At 58.3% G+C, this 13,137-nt stretch carries 17 protein-coding genes; 9 read left to right on the top strand and 8 right to left on the bottom strand.

Annotated features, from left to right (window positions below; genetic code table 11):
- Positions 1 to 11: 11 nt before the first annotated feature.
- Positions 12 to 956 (bottom strand): D-allose transporter substrate-binding protein, encoded by a 945-nt coding sequence (gene alsB / locus IEX44_RS03090; RefSeq protein ID WP_188688643.1) that lies wholly within the window; start codon positions 954 to 956, stop codon positions 12 to 14.
- 126 nt (positions 957 to 1,082) lie between these two features.
- Positions 1,083 to 2,210, bottom strand: a complete 1,128-nt coding sequence (locus IEX44_RS03085) for a Gfo/Idh/MocA family protein (protein ID WP_229678712.1) — start codon at positions 2,208 to 2,210, stop codon at positions 1,083 to 1,085.
- Positions 2,211 to 2,506: 296 nt separating this feature from the next.
- Here IEX44_RS03085 and IEX44_RS03080 point away from each other — a divergent pair, with 296 nt between their 5' ends.
- The gene (locus IEX44_RS03080; RefSeq protein WP_188688640.1) at positions 2,507 to 3,727 is read left to right on the top strand and encodes an ROK family transcriptional regulator; all 1,221 of its coding nucleotides are present in this window, start codon (positions 2,507 to 2,509) and stop codon (positions 3,725 to 3,727) included.
- Here the strand turns inward: IEX44_RS03080 and IEX44_RS03075 are convergent.
- The 4 genes from IEX44_RS03075 to IEX44_RS03060 form a co-directional block, all read right to left on the bottom strand.
- Positions 3,721 to 4,125 carry a DUF3224 domain-containing protein gene (locus tag IEX44_RS03075; RefSeq protein ID WP_188688637.1) on the bottom strand — a complete coding sequence of 135 codons (405 nt, stop codon included), beginning with the start codon at positions 4,123 to 4,125 and terminating at the stop codon, positions 3,721 to 3,723. The genes IEX44_RS03080 and IEX44_RS03075 overlap by 7 nt on opposite strands.
- A gap of 143 nt (positions 4,126 to 4,268) precedes the next feature.
- Complete coding sequence (locus tag IEX44_RS03070) at positions 4,269 to 4,880, bottom strand: hypothetical protein (RefSeq protein ID WP_188688635.1); 612 nt, start codon at positions 4,878 to 4,880, stop codon at positions 4,269 to 4,271.
- A gap of 230 nt (positions 4,881 to 5,110) precedes the next feature.
- Positions 5,111 to 5,773: a nucleoside/nucleotide kinase family protein gene (locus IEX44_RS03065; RefSeq protein WP_268238857.1), complete on the bottom strand. Its 663-nt coding sequence runs from the start codon at positions 5,771 to 5,773 to the stop codon at positions 5,111 to 5,113.
- A 39-nt stretch (positions 5,774 to 5,812) separates the two neighbouring features.
- Positions 5,813 to 6,694, bottom strand: coding sequence for a sugar phosphate isomerase/epimerase family protein (locus IEX44_RS03060; RefSeq protein ID WP_188688629.1), 882 nt, complete (start codon positions 6,692 to 6,694; stop codon positions 5,813 to 5,815).
- A gap of 178 nt (positions 6,695 to 6,872) precedes the next feature.
- Here IEX44_RS03060 and IEX44_RS03055 point away from each other — a divergent pair, with 178 nt between their 5' ends.
- The 5 genes from IEX44_RS03055 to IEX44_RS03035 all read left to right on the top strand — a co-directional run bounded on the left by IEX44_RS03055 (position 6,873) and on the right by IEX44_RS03035 (position 10,267).
- Positions 6,873 to 8,087, top strand: a complete 1,215-nt coding sequence (locus tag IEX44_RS03055) for an ROK family transcriptional regulator (protein WP_188688626.1) — start codon at positions 6,873 to 6,875, stop codon at positions 8,085 to 8,087.
- Between the two features lie 86 nt (positions 8,088 to 8,173).
- Entirely contained in the window at positions 8,174 to 8,479 is a 306-nt protein-coding gene (locus tag IEX44_RS20860; RefSeq protein ID WP_229678796.1) for a hypothetical protein, read from the top strand.
- 11 nt (positions 8,480 to 8,490) lie between these two features.
- Positions 8,491 to 9,138: a DUF4142 domain-containing protein gene (locus IEX44_RS03045; RefSeq protein WP_188688624.1), complete on the top strand. Its 648-nt coding sequence runs from the start codon at positions 8,491 to 8,493 to the stop codon at positions 9,136 to 9,138.
- Positions 9,139 to 9,206: 68 nt separating this feature from the next.
- Positions 9,207 to 9,539 (top strand): DUF2185 domain-containing protein, encoded by a 333-nt coding sequence (locus IEX44_RS03040; RefSeq protein WP_188688621.1) that lies wholly within the window; start codon positions 9,207 to 9,209, stop codon positions 9,537 to 9,539.
- A gap of 38 nt (positions 9,540 to 9,577) precedes the next feature.
- Entirely contained in the window at positions 9,578 to 10,267 is a 690-nt protein-coding gene (locus tag IEX44_RS03035) for a DUF1345 domain-containing protein (RefSeq protein WP_229678711.1), read from the top strand.
- A gap of 206 nt (positions 10,268 to 10,473) precedes the next feature.
- Here the strand turns inward: IEX44_RS03035 and IEX44_RS03030 are convergent, their stop codons facing one another.
- Both IEX44_RS03030 and IEX44_RS03025 read right to left on the bottom strand, forming a co-directional pair.
- Positions 10,474 to 11,064, bottom strand: coding sequence for a bactofilin family protein (locus IEX44_RS03030; RefSeq protein ID WP_188688616.1), 591 nt, complete (start codon positions 11,062 to 11,064; stop codon positions 10,474 to 10,476).
- Positions 11,065 to 11,088: 24 nt separating this feature from the next.
- Complete coding sequence (locus tag IEX44_RS03025; RefSeq protein ID WP_188688613.1) at positions 11,089 to 11,457, bottom strand: hypothetical protein; 369 nt, start codon at positions 11,455 to 11,457, stop codon at positions 11,089 to 11,091.
- 24 nt (positions 11,458 to 11,481) lie between these two features.
- Between IEX44_RS03025 and flgB the strand changes: the two genes are divergently transcribed.
- Genes flgB through IEX44_RS03010 form a run of 3 tightly spaced genes read left to right on the top strand, consistent with a single transcriptional unit; the run spans position 11,482 to position 13,079 of the window.
- Complete coding sequence (gene flgB / locus IEX44_RS03020) at positions 11,482 to 11,904, top strand: flagellar basal body rod protein FlgB (RefSeq protein ID WP_229678710.1); 423 nt, start codon at positions 11,482 to 11,484, stop codon at positions 11,902 to 11,904.
- An 18-nt stretch (positions 11,905 to 11,922) separates the two neighbouring features.
- Entirely contained in the window at positions 11,923 to 12,330 is a 408-nt protein-coding gene (flgC, locus tag IEX44_RS03015; RefSeq protein WP_188688607.1) for a flagellar basal body rod protein FlgC, read from the top strand.
- Positions 12,331 to 12,359: 29 nt separating this feature from the next.
- Positions 12,360 to 13,079 carry a flagellar hook assembly protein FlgD gene (locus tag IEX44_RS03010; protein WP_188688604.1) on the top strand — a complete coding sequence of 240 codons (720 nt, stop codon included), beginning with the start codon at positions 12,360 to 12,362 and terminating at the stop codon, positions 13,077 to 13,079.
- Positions 13,080 to 13,137: the final 58 nt, after the last annotated feature.

Below are 13,137 nucleotides of genomic sequence, written 5' to 3'. Positions count from 1 at the left end.
CACGTCACGGCTTACTCTTTGGTCACAATCTTCGAATCAATCGCAACAAACTGCGGGGCGTTATCTGGCTTGATAGCCGGCTTGTTCTTCACGCTCTGGACCAGGATATCCAGCGACTTGGCACCCAGGGTGGCGGTGTCTTGTGCTGCGGTCGCGGTCAGCTCGCCACGCTTCACCGAGTCAATGGCTTCCGGTACGCCGTCCGTACCCATCACCAGCACCTTGCCCAGCTTGCCGGCATTCTTCACGGCCTGGACTGCGCCCAGCGCCATGGTGTCATTGGCGGCATAGATGGCCTTCAGATCCGGATTGCGTTGCAAAATGTTGGTGGCTACATCCAGCGCGCGGGAGCGATCCCAGTCGGCTGGCAGGCTGGCCACGACTTTCACATTTGGTGCGGCAGCAAAAGCCTTCTTCACGCCATCACGACGGGCATCACCGGATGAATTGCCGGCCTTGCCTTCGATAATGGCCACCTTGCCGCCCGCGCTACCCAGCTTGCTGACAATGTACTTGCCGGCTTTCTCGCCCAGCGCTGCGTTGTCAGTCGCGAGGAACGCCACCACACTGCCGCCCGCGGCTTTGAGCTGGCTCATGTCCACCTTCTCATCCATGTTCACAACATAGATGCCTTTTTTGTTGGCTGCGGCGATGGCCTGCACCACGTTCACCGGCGAGATCGGTGCCACGCCGATGGCCCTGTAGTTCTTGTTCACCACGTCTTCCAGCAGGCGTTGCTGGCCGGTGATGTCGTCTTCAGAATTGGCGGCAAAGATGTCGACCTGGACGCCTTGCTTTTTGGCTTCAGCCAGCACGCCATCTTTCATGGCAACCCAGTACGGGCTGGCCAGTGTTTTCAGTACTACGGCGTAATCGGCGGCGAAAGCAGATTGCACCGGGCCCAGCGTGAATGCGGCGGCGCCAGCGATAGCCAGGGTCAGTTGCTTGATGTTCATGGTGACTCCTCGACGCCCTAGGGCGTCTTTTTATAGGGTGTGAAAGTCGGGTTCACTGCACAAAAAAAGTCATCGTTCTAAGCGTTCCGCAAGCCAGACAGGAAGGGCTGCATCCGCCGCACTGCATCAGACCGGGATGGACGTCCAGGCCCGTTGTTTCGCCGAAGCCAGGATGGCATCGACAATCTGCGCGGAGCGCGCACCGTCAGCGAAGGTTGGCAGACCTTCACGGGGCTCCCCACGAATCTGTGAATACGTATCGGCCACAAAGGCCTCAAAGCAATCGGCATAACCCTGAGCATGACCAGCGGGCAGGGTGGCAAGGCGACGCTGTTCGGCCGACCCTTGCGAAGGGTCTTTGACGAACAACTGCATGGCATCGCGCTGGCCCACCCACAGGCGTTCGGGCTCTTCCTGGTTGAAGGTCAGGCTTTCATTCATGCCGTCGATCTCAAACCACAGGTGATTTTTGCGACCGGCGGACACCTGGCTGATGGTCAGCGTGGCCAGCGTGCCTTTATCGGTACGAAGGAGGGCGCCGGCAATGTCTTCGGTGGTCACTGCCATTTTTGCGTCATTGGCGTCCGCCGACCCCGAGAACGTAGCGCGGGTGGCGGCAGGGCGTTCGGCCAGCACGGTGCGCAGCGAGCTGACGGTTTCGACAAAACGCTCGCCGGTCACCCATTCCATCAGATCGCACCAGTGCGAACCAATATCGGCAAACGCGCGCGAGGCACCGCCTTTGACTGCATCGACGCGCCAGTTGGTGTCATTGGCGCCTAGCAACCAGTCTTGCAGGTAGTTGCCATGAATCAGGTTCAGCGCACCCAGTTCGCCATTGGCGATGCGGGCACGGGCCTCGCGCACCATGGGGTGATAGCGATAAACAAACGGGACGGCAGTCACAAGGCCGCTATCACGTGCCAGTGTGGCCAGTTCGGTGGCATCCGCCAGCGAGGTGGCCAGTGGTTTTTCGCAAATTACATGTTTGCCCGCGAGTAGCGCGCGGCGTGCCAGATCATGGTGCGTGGCGTTGGGTGTACAGATGTGAACGACATCAATGGCTTTATCTGCGAATACGGCATCAGCATCTGCATAGGCTTCACACTGCCATTGTTGGGCAACAACGCGTGAACGTTCCAGGCTGGAAGCCACCACCCCACGCAATACACCACCGCTCAACGCTGCAGCACGACGGTGTACTGCACCAATCATGCCTGTACCGATAATCGCAATGCCCAATGCTTTATTCACGACACTCTCCGTTTTTCGCTACAAACACAGCCGCGCTGGCTGCGTGATGCTCGCTTGCCGTACCCGCAGGTACAGTCTTTGTTTTGCGCGCTTTACCCGTATCAGTGCATCGGTCGGCGTAAGCGGCTCTCTTTGGTGCGATGTAGTATTCATCTGCACTACTACACGGCAAATTTTGTATTATTTATGTCGATTTTCGACATAATGATTTTCGCTATCGGCATGTAATTGCGCTTGAAAGCATACAAAATCACTCTTATGCTCGATTTAATGCATATTCCGACGTAAGTACTTTTATGTATGAGATAGCCCGACATAACCCCACCGATGACGTACCGTTCCGGCTGGGGCAACACGAAATCCAGAGCCAGATGGCGCGCTTGATCGCGCTGGATAACGGCATCAGCCGCGCTGATATGGCGCGTATGACCGGTATGGCGCGCTCCACCGTGGCCGAGTATTTGCAGCCACTGCTCGATTGCGGCCTGGTCAGCGAACAGCGCGGCAGTTATGCCGGGCGCGGGCGGCCATCGACTGGTTTGTCGCTGAATATGAAGGCGGGCGTGATCCTGGTAGCCGACATCGGGGTCACTCACGGGCGGCTTGTTGTTGCAGATTTGGGACAACACCGTCTGGCAGAAGAAGCTTTCATGCCCGATCTGACCATTGGCCCAGAGCTATTACTGAGCGAAATCGTCGAACGGTTCGAAAAACTGTTGCAGTCATCCACTGCGCGTGACCGGCCGATCCGGGGTGTGGTGATCGGTATTCCCAGCCCGGTGGATTTTGAGCGCGGCATGCCGGTGCGGCCGCCCATCATGCCCGGCTGGGATGGTTTTGCCGTTGCAGACTGGGTGCGTCGCCGCATGGGCGTGCCCGTGATGCTGGATAACGACGTGAACCTGATGGCGCTGGGTGAGGCGCGGTCTCGCCCGACGGCACAATCGCCACTGTTGTTTATCAAGGTGGCCAGCGGTATTGGCTGCGGCATCGTCACCAAAGATGGCGAACTACACCGGGGCGCGGATGGTGCCGCGGGCGATATCGGGCATATCCGCGTGCCGTTGCATGACGAGGTCATCTGCCGCTGCGGCAATATCGGCTGTCTTGAGGCCATCGCCTCCGCCAGCGCGGTAATGCGTCAGCTGCAGGACTTGAAGGGCGCGCAGATCCAGACCACGGCTGAGCTATCCGGCCTGATTACGAGCGGCGATCCGCACGCCGTGCGGTTATTGCGTACGGCGGCGGCAGAGATTGGCGAGATCGTCGCCATGCTGGTGCATATGTACAACCCGGCGTCGATCATCCTGGGCGGCAAGATGGCACATATGAGTGACGATTTGTTGGCCGGCATCCGCGCCGTCGTCTATCGCCGCGCCTTGCCATTGGCGACACGGCGATTGTCGATCGAGAACTCGCAACTGGGTCGCGATGCGGGCCTTGTCGGCGGCATTGCGTTGGGCATCGACAAAGTGCTGTCGCCGCGCGGCATTCAGGAACTGCTGCAGAATTATTGATCCGGGCCGGGCAGGGTGTAGCTGAAATCGTAAAAGTGCTGGCCGTTTTCAATGCGGATGCCCATTCGGCCGATCAAACCGGTGAGCTCACCGGAGCCAGAGTCTGGCACGACGGTGACTGTCAGCGATGGCGTGCCGCGATTCATGGAGCCGGCATGCTGCAAAATAAAACCACCGTGCAGACCATCGAGTGTGCCGGTGACTTTCTCCATGGCCACATAACCGGCCGAACCTACCGTGTTGGTGGCTGCACTCAGCATCTGACCCTTGCTGCTCCCCGTCAGCGGCCCCTCAAAGCGCTTGTCCAGACCCATGCGGCCCAGCGCGGCTTCTTCATCCGGCTCGGCGGGTTCCAGTCGCGTGATCGTGACATTGAATTTACCTGTGACCTGCGGCATGACGTTCTCCGGGAAAAGAAAATTCTCGACACGGTCATGGTAGATGCCCGGGAAGCGAATGCCAGGGCTGAGATCAGGAAAGGCAATACCGGGCAAACGCCATCAGGGCGCTGCCCGGCAGGGGGCTGACAGACGGGGCGGTATTATTTGATGGAAAGCCCGTCAATAAACTTCTGGCACTCCGCTTCATATTTGTAAAACAGCGACTGGCCGGTGTAACAGGTCACCTGAATGTTGCCGTTTTCATCGCCGTAATAATTGGTGGTGAAGACGAGATCCAGCCCCTTCACATTGGCGACCAGCCGGATCATGCCGGCTTCCTTGCCATTGATCACCGGTTTTTTCTCCAGAATGATGGTCGGTGTGGCACCAGCGGCTTGTACGTTATGCAAGATGACTTCCCGTACCACGGTATTGTTCGCCGGGATCTGATCGGAAATCACCATGGCGTAAAGCGGCAGCGTTTTGTGCATGAACAGACGCTTGGCGGGGGAGTCGCCTTCTTTGGGCGGGCCTTGCGTCCAGTTGTTCGCATCGTAGGTCACGCTAAATCTCTTCACCGCCGGAATATACGGAGACCCGGTGGCCTCGGCAGGTGTATTGCTGGCAAGGCTGGGATCAAATGTCCAGGTGCCATTGGGGGCCAGCAAGACCTTGCGACCATCTTCAGTAATGGCGTGTAGCGGGTCTGCACTCCAGGCTGCGGCGGAGGCGGCCAACAAACTGGCGCACAACAAAGGCAAAGTGAAACGCATGTAATCCCCGGTCAACTCGAAAGGTAAAAAGGCAGCAAAGTAACCGATTATGCCTCGTTTCCATTTCCGGATATGACGTCAGGGAGCAATGCGCAGGAGACTGTTGCAAGGAAGTTGTCGGGCAAGCTGCCCGCAGTCACGTACCTGATAGCGGGGCCTGCCACGTTACCAGCAGGCCCGCCCCGGATGGGGTCATCCGGGGTCGGGTGTCATGCTTGGCAGGACGTGGGTCAACCCGTGATTTCAGGCCATTCCACAGTCAGATCAGCGCGATGCCGGCTGGCGGCAATGCGCACGGCGTTCGGTTCATCCGTGTTCTGTACCCAGTCTTTGGCGGCTTGTTCGGTGCGGCCGAAGAACATGTGACGTGCAACAAGGCGCTGGCGACGCAGGTTGTCATTCACGCCGACATACCAGGCTTCATCCAGCAAGGGGCGGACATTGTTCCAGCCTGCGTCTTCCATCAACAGATAGTTGCCTTCCGTGATGATGAGTTGCGTGTCTGCGCTGATGGGGATTGCCCCGGCAATGGGCTCTTCGATCTCGCGGCGGAACACGGGCGCATAGACCGTTTCGCCCGGCTTTGCGTGTTTGATGCGTTCCAGTAACGACACATAACCCCACACATCAAACGTGTCCGGCGCGCCTTTGCGGCCAGCGCGACCCAGGCGGGCCAGTTCGACATTCGCGAGGTGATAGCCATCCATGGGGACAACCATGGCGCGCGGACCCAGTGCTTTGACCAGGGCTTCAGCGACGGTCGATTTGCCCGAGCCCGGTGCCCCGGCAATACCAAGAATCTTGCGCTGACCACTTTCCAGCAGTGCCAGTGCGCGTTGCAGATAAATATCGGGAACCATGTTCCGGTGTTCCTGAGTCCTGATGCGTGTCAATGGACGGCCAGACCATGAGGACGGTCTGGCCGGTGGTGATCAATACGGGCGGTCAGTAATGCCCAGGCCGGCACCCTTGGCTTGTGCGCTGATGAACGCGTGCGCGTGGGTGGCCAGATCCATGCCGTTATTCCACAAATTGCGCCAGACCGCCAGATCATTGGAAAGACCCTCTGCCACGACCGTGGAAGAGAAGCTCTCGAACGTGATCGGGCCGGTATAGCCAATCTGCGCCAGCGCATGGAAAAACGCGGTGAAATCAACCGTGCCTGAACCCAGGTACCCGCGATGGCTTTCACCAATGTGCACATAACCCAGCTTGTCGCCGCATTCGAGCACCGGGCGGACGAAATCCACTTCCTCGATATTCATGTGGTAGGTATCCAGGTGCACGCACAGGTTGCCGGTACCCACTTCGTCAATCAGCTCTAGCGCCTGGCGGGCGGTATTGATCACGTTGCTCTCGTAGCGATTGACCACTTCGAGGCCAATCTTCACGCCTTTGTCGGCGGCTTCACCAGAGATACGACGCAATGTTTCGACCACATGCTTGCGGCCTTGCGCGGTGATCGGATGGTTGTACTTGCCCAGCGCGCTGTACGGCACGCCGCCAAAGTAATCACCGCCCAGTTGTTGGGTGATGTTGATGGCTTCGGTCAGCAGGGCTACGCCGCGGGCAACCACGGCGGGGTCATCGCTGGAGACATCGGCATTGAAGGCCAGACCGCGAGAGAACGCGGGCTTGATGTTGAATTCTTTCAGCAGTTCACGCGTATAGCCAAAATCCAGCGGCTTGGGTTCGTGCAAAGAAAACTCGATCAAGTCAAAGCCAGCTTCTTTACTGCTGCTGATGATCTTCTTTACCGATGCCGGGGATACATCGCCCGCCCAGACCAGTGCGTGGATGCCAAGAGGATTCATGGTGTTGCTCCTGCGAAGGGTTGTTGGTTGGTAGTGCATGAAGCGCATGCTACACCTTTTGATTTTGAAAAAACAACTTTTGCGTTAAAAAAATACAAAAGTGGTTTTATGATGTGGGAAACTTCTCGCAAGAAAGCCATCCGGCCCTACAATGCGCACACAGACCCACAGGCTATTCATGAACGACCTCACCACCCCTGTTTTGCCGGCCGCCGACAGTAGCGGCGCCATTCTTGCGCTGATCCGCAGCGGCGTGGCGACCACGCGCGCGCGCATCATGCAGGTGACGGGCTTGTCGCGATCCACCGTGGGGCAGCGCCTGGAAACCTTGCTGGCGGCGGGTTATCTGGAACATGGGGAAACCACAGCGTCGACCGGTGGTCGCCCGCAGGCCTCGCTACGCATCAACCCCGAGTTTGGTGTGATGCTGCTGGCTGATATTGGCGCCGACAAAATGCGGCTGGCGCTGACTGACATGCATGGGAATACGCTGGCTCGTAGCGCAGAAATCAACGATATCGCCAGCGGGCCGCAGACCACGCTGACGCGCGTGCTGCATCAGTTCGAAAACCTGTTGGCGATGGCGCAGCGTACCGCCGCGGAGGTCAAAGGCATTGGCGTGGGTGTGCCGGGCCCGGTCGAATTCGCTGAAGGTCGTGTAGTGCGCCCGCCAATCATGACGGGCTGGGATGGTTATGTGGTACCCGGTTTTTTTGCACCCCATTTCAACTGTCCGGTGCGGGTGGATAAAGACGTCAACCTGATGGCACTGGGCGAACACCGCGCTGTGTGGCCGGATGTGGCGCACATGATGTATGTCACTGTGGGCACCGGCATTGGCGCGGGCTTGATCATGGATGGTCATCCGCAACGTGGCGCGCAGGGTGGGGCCGGTGACCTGGGGCATTTGTTCATGGGCCACGCAGGATCTGCTGGTGGTGGCGAGTTACCCATTTGCCGCTGTGGCAACGCGGGTTGTCTGGAGGCTTATGCGGCGGGCTGGTCCTTGACCCGCCAGCTGGAAGCGCGCGGCTACCCCGTGCATATGGCTCAGGATGTCGCCGCGCTGGCCCGTCAGGGGGATGCGGATGTCGTTGCCATGTTGCTGCAATCGGGTCGCCTTGTGGGCGAAGCGCTGGCACAGGCGGTGAGCCTGTTGAACCCGTCGCTGGTGGTGCTGGGGGGTGTGCTGGCGGATTCGCAAGATCATTTGCTGGCTGGCGTGCGTGAAATGGTTTACCGGCGCTCTTTGCCGCTGGCTACGCGTAATTTGCAAATTCTCGGCAGTGAACTGGCGCAAGACGCTGCATTGATTGGCTGCGCGCACCTGGTTGCTGATGCCGTGTTCGCGCCGCAGGCCGTTGATGCTGCGTTATTGGGCAACGCGGGCTAGTCTCACGCCGGTATCGGGCGCTGGCTGACAGTGATATCCCGCTTTTGCACGCATGATGACACCAAGCTCATCCGCCGGAGATCATCATGTCGATATCGCAATCCAGGCCAGTGCCGGCAACACGCTGGCTGATCACGCCGCAGGCCATGCCGCCAGCCGTGCCGGGGCAGCCCCCTTCGCCAGAGCCGGATGACCCGGATTTTCCGCAGCCTAACCCGCCAGAACAGATTCCACCTTTGCCGGTGCCGCCAGACCGGCCATTTGCGCCGCAGCCGATCCACGATCCCGTGCCGCCTGAAGAACACCCCGGCCCGATCAAAGAGCCGCCACGTGCTCCAGATGAACCCAAGCGCGATACACCCTATTTTGGTGATCGCCCTGGCGTGCAATGAAGGGGCGGCGCATGTTCACCAGCAAGCTCAGGCTGAATCTTTTGAACAACACGCATACCCTGCGCGATGACATTCATGCCTATGCCGCCGGGTGCGTGCTGACGCCGGCATTAGCGCTATCTCTTATGGCGGCCACGACCCTGGCCGATGCGGCCCAAAGCCAGCCTGGTGCTGCGCCGCAGTCCACCAATACTGCGCCTGCCGGTAACGCGCCGCAGGCCAAGCTTTCGCAGCAGGACGCTTCATTTCTTGCCGAGGCCGCACGGGCGACCACCTCCGGCCAGGATCTAGCCCATATGGCCATGCAGCAAGCGCAGGCACCGGCGATCAAGGCGCTGGCGAGCAAGCTGTTTGAAGATCACGGTGTCATTGCGCTCAAACTCAAGGCGCTCTCCCAGCAAAAGCAGCGACAGGACGCGTCTGTGCCTGATGCCGCGCAGCAGCAGGAGATAGAGCATCTATACGGATTGCAGGGCGAGAAATTCGAAGCCGAGTGGATCAAGATCCAGACCAAAGCCAGCCAGGATGCGATGGTGGCGTGGTCGCAAGAAGTCGCCAACGGCAGCGATCCGCAAGTCGTTGCCCTGGCAAAACAAACGCTCCCTGTGATCAAGGCGCATCTGGACTACCTGCAGAAACTGCCATCCGGCCGCAGCTGACGGCACACGCGACACCGCGCGAAGCGGGTATGCTGACGGTTTCTTTTATCTGTTTCACGAGTGCCGTCATGCAAAAGCAATACGTTGTCGATCCCCGCAAGCTGGAGCCGCTGGCTTCCGATAAAGGTCTGTGCATGGTCACAGACTTGATCCTGGTTGAAGGCCAGCCAGTGGGTTACATGGTGCGTGAAGAGCCGGAAGACAAGGAAGACAGTGGCTGGCGTTTTTTCAGCGGCGCTGAAGACGACCGTTATCTGGATAACCCCAAACATTTCAATCTGGTCGATGTCAACCTGGTCGCCAATTGTGATCCGGGCATTGTTGAATATCTGGATGCGCCAGTTGGTGCAGCGTTCGACAAGCACGAGGGCGTGTTCTACGACGTGAGTGAAGACGACTGACCTGTGATCCAGAGGCCGGCGTTGACCGGCCTTTTTTTATGTCAATTGCAGACCATTACAATGGCGAGACCCGCATGTATCGTTTGCCTGGTTTGATGACCGCTCGCCCACGTCTTACGGTGGCGCTGGTGATTGGTGTGATCTGTTTCTTCGCGTTGCCGCTGCATGGCTCGCTGGCGGGCAGGGCGCTCACCTGCTGGAACATCACGGTGTGGGTGTACCTGATTACGGTCTGGTGGCTGCTGGTGCGTGCCCGACCAGATCAGATCAGGCAGATTGCAAAGGCGCAGGATGAAAACGCGGAGATCGTCCTTGCGCTGGTTTGCACTGCGTGTGTGGTCAGCCTGGCTACCATCCTGGTCGAACTGGCCTCGGCCAAAGGGACGTCTGGTCTTCATCAACTGGCGCATATCAGTTTTACCGCTATCACCCTGGTGGGCGCATGGCTGATGCTACCGACCTCATTTGCCATTCACTACGCGCACCAGTTTTATACCTCGCAGGGCAAGTGCAAACCGCTCTTGTTTCCGGATAAACCGGAAGAACCCGTGTATTGGGACTTTCTGTATTTCTCTTTCACCATTGCCGTGGCGTGTCAGACCGCAGACGTCGCGGTGGGCGACAGCAGCACGCGCAAGATTGTGCTGGCGCAATCGGTCTTGGCGTTTGTGTTCAACCTGAGCGTCTTGGGTTTGTCGATTAACGTGGCTGCAGGGCTGTTGAGTTAAGCCCGAAAGAGGAATTCGGCGCGTTCGCGCTATTACTGCGTCATTCTGGCTTGGTGGCTGGAGTCCAATGAGCGACCGACTGCGAACGGCGACACTGCGCGGGCGCTTCCAACTGCAATCTGTACAGCGTCGCGCCACCTGAAAAACCGGCCCATGTATCACACAGGCCGGTTTTTCATCTTCTCATCCAGAAAAATCCAGAATCCTTAGCCCGCCGCTGCCAGCCGGGTAATGTTGGATGTGGTGGATTTATCCTCCAGACCGGGCCGGCGGGCATCAGCGATGGATTCAATTTCGCCAGAAATTGTGCCACCCGATTCGATCAACAACTTGCCATAGCGAATGGTGCCTTTGACGCGGCCAGTGGCGTGGATGATCAGTTGCTCGCGCGCGGTCAGTTCGCCGTCGAAAGTGCCGTGGACTTCGGCAACGTCGATGCTCACTTTGCCAGAGAACGAGCCGCCCTCGGCAATACGGATGACCCGGCTATCCATGGTGGCTTCGACGCGACCTTCGACGACCAGGGTATCGCAATCCAGAATTTCTGCACCACGCAGTTTTACATCCGGGCCAACAATGAGGCGGTTGCCCCCACTGTCTGCCGGCGCAGCCGCAGGGGCTTTAGGCTCGGCCTGAACGCTGCTGGGAACATGTTCTGCCCGCAGGCCATCCGCCGCCGTGGCATGGCTGTTCTGGCCTGCCGGATCGGCATGGGCGGGTGAGGGCTGGTTGTTGCGATTGCCCAGAATGCCCTGGTTACGGTTCAGGATGGGGGTTTGCTGTTTGGACGAGAACATGGGTACTCCTTGGGAATGACGTCATCAAATACGCGAAATATCAGTGTTTCCGCGTTCGGCCCATTGTTGCAATTGTTGTGCCATGCAATGAAAGTCATTAAAAAACAAATGGTTATTTGTTTTTTGTAAGGTAGGGCTGCAATTTTGTGACAAGCCGTGTCGCCGTGTGGCGTCATGCCTGCGGGCCAGTATCAGGAATAACCAGTCATACCGTGGTTTTCCGCCTGTCGCCGACGGGCGACGGGTGGCGGCGGCAATGGGCATAAACGCCGGTCGATTGCCGTTGGCCGGACCGGCAAAACTTGCCGTATGCATATTTGTCAGAATTATAAAGTCGTTGAAAATCAACGGTTTGCAATCTGGCACGCTTCCTGCTTTTGTGATTGCAGTCACAGATGGGGAAGCCCGAAGATCATGATGAGCGCACTTGATAGCTACTTCCAGACACAGCAAACGGCAATGCGCTTGCGCGATTACCGTCAGGAAGTGTTGTCGTCCAATATTGCCAACGCCGATACGCCGCAATACAAAGCGCGCGATTTTGATTTCACCTCTGCGTTCAATAACGCACTGGCTGCGCAGCAATCCGGCAATAGCGGCGCGCTCAAGACCACAGATAACCGCCACATGCAGCCTGTGGGTGCCAGTGCGGCTGATGCGCTCTCCCCCAAATTGCAATATCGCGGCGAAGTACAGCCGTCCATTGATGGCAACACGGTGGACATGACTGCAGAAATGCGCGACTTCGCCGACAACACGCTGCGCTATGAAGCAGCCATTACGTTCATGCAGAACCGGATGACCACCTACCGGACTGCCCTGAGTTCCACTTCGTCCTGATAACGGAGCAGCCTGACGATGTCTCTGTTCAGCACTTTTGATATTTCGGCTTCGGCCATGCAGGCGCAGTCCATGCGCCTGAATGCAGTGGCCAGTAACCTGGCCAATGCCGAATCGACCACCAGTTCCAATGGCCAGCCGTATCGCGCCAAGCAGGTGGTGTTCCAGGCGACACCGGTCGGTCCGGAAGGTGGCGTGGGTGTGAAGGTCACTCAAGTGGTTGAGGATCAAGCTCCGCCCAAGCTGGTGTATGACCCGCGTAATCCGGTGGCGGATGCCAATGGTTATGTGGCCATGCCCAATGTGGATGTCGTGGAAGAAATGACCAATATGTTGTCGGCGTCACGGTCTTACCAGACCAATGCCGACGTGATGAATACTGCCAAGACCCTGATGCAGCGCACGTTGCAACTCGGGTCGAGCTGATTGATAACCCGGATTGAGGGAATCGCACCATGGCCACTACAGTAAACAACGGTACCGGGATCAACTTCAGCGCGCTGAACTCCGCCATGAGCGGTACGTCCAGCAGCAGCGGCGCGTCGGGTTCGGCACAGGCGATGCAGGACCAGTTCATGAAACTGCTGGTCGCGCAGTTGCAGAACCAGGATCCGACCAACCCGATGGATAACTCCCAGATGACTTCGCAATTGGCGCAGATCAGCACGGTGAGCGGGTTGCAGCAATTGAATTCCACCATGAACACCATGTCGTCGCTGTTCAATTCAAGCCAGGCGCTGCAATCGGCGTCGCTGATTGGTAAGCAAGTGATGGCACCGACGAGTTCCTGGGCTTACGACGGCACCAATAATCTGCAGGCTTCGGTGGATGTGCCAACGGGCACCACGCAGATGCAGGTGTCTGTGGTCTCGCTGTCGACGGGCAAGATTGTCGACCAGATGACCGCGACGCCAACCGCAGGCCAGACCAACCCGATCAACTGGGATGGCACGCTGGCTGATGGCACCAAGGCGCCAGCCGGTAACTATGCCATCGTGGCTCAGGGGATTGATTCATCCGGTAACTCGTCTCCGATGACGGTGGATGGCTGGCAGACCGCTTCCAGCGTGATCCTGAATGGCAGCAACGTGCAGGTGGTACTGGCGAATGGCTCGACCGTGAACCTGAGCGATATCAAGCAAGTAAGCGCAGCGGCTTCAACGTCTTCTACCTGACCGGCACACGTCGTTCAGCAAGATTAACGAACTAACGAAACATACTGCCCGGGGAGGG

The sequence above is a fragment of the Silvimonas amylolytica genome (assembly GCF_014645555.1).
GTDB lineage: Bacteria > Pseudomonadota > Gammaproteobacteria > Burkholderiales > Chitinibacteraceae > Silvimonas > Silvimonas amylolytica.
Note: the sequence above shows the minus strand (reverse complement) of the source record. Positions and strands in the feature narration are given on the sequence as shown.

Bases quoted from the DNA above. Each gene is read 5' to 3' on its own strand.
- alsB (WP_188688643.1), bottom strand. From the start codon at position 956: ATGAACATCAAGCAACTGACCCTGGCTATCGCTGGCGCCGCCGCATTC.
- IEX44_RS03080 (WP_188688640.1), top strand. From the start codon at position 2,507: ATGTATGAGATAGCCCGACATAACCCCACCGATGACGTACCGTTCCGG.
- IEX44_RS03075 (WP_188688637.1), bottom strand. From the start codon at position 4,125: ATGCCGCAGGTCACAGGTAAATTCAATGTCACGATCACGCGACTGGAA.
- IEX44_RS03070 (WP_188688635.1), bottom strand. From the start codon at position 4,880: ATGCGTTTCACTTTGCCTTTGTTGTGCGCCAGTTTGTTGGCCGCCTCC.
- IEX44_RS03060 (WP_188688629.1), bottom strand. From the start codon at position 6,694: ATGAATCCTCTTGGCATCCACGCACTGGTCTGGGCGGGCGATGTATCC.
- IEX44_RS03055 (WP_188688626.1), top strand. From the start codon at position 6,873: ATGAACGACCTCACCACCCCTGTTTTGCCGGCCGCCGACAGTAGCGGC.
- IEX44_RS20860 (WP_229678796.1), top strand. From the start codon at position 8,174: ATGTCGATATCGCAATCCAGGCCAGTGCCGGCAACACGCTGGCTGATC.
- IEX44_RS03045 (WP_188688624.1), top strand. From the start codon at position 8,491: ATGTTCACCAGCAAGCTCAGGCTGAATCTTTTGAACAACACGCATACC.
- IEX44_RS03040 (WP_188688621.1), top strand. From the start codon at position 9,207: ATGCAAAAGCAATACGTTGTCGATCCCCGCAAGCTGGAGCCGCTGGCT.
- IEX44_RS03035 (WP_229678711.1), top strand. From the start codon at position 9,578: ATGTCAATTGCAGACCATTACAATGGCGAGACCCGCATGTATCGTTTG.
- IEX44_RS03030 (WP_188688616.1), bottom strand. From the start codon at position 11,064: ATGTTCTCGTCCAAACAGCAAACCCCCATCCTGAACCGTAACCAGGGC.
- flgB (WP_229678710.1), top strand. From the start codon at position 11,482: ATGAGCGCACTTGATAGCTACTTCCAGACACAGCAAACGGCAATGCGC.
- flgC (WP_188688607.1), top strand. From the start codon at position 11,923: ATGTCTCTGTTCAGCACTTTTGATATTTCGGCTTCGGCCATGCAGGCG.
- IEX44_RS03010 (WP_188688604.1), top strand. From the start codon at position 12,360: ATGGCCACTACAGTAAACAACGGTACCGGGATCAACTTCAGCGCGCTG.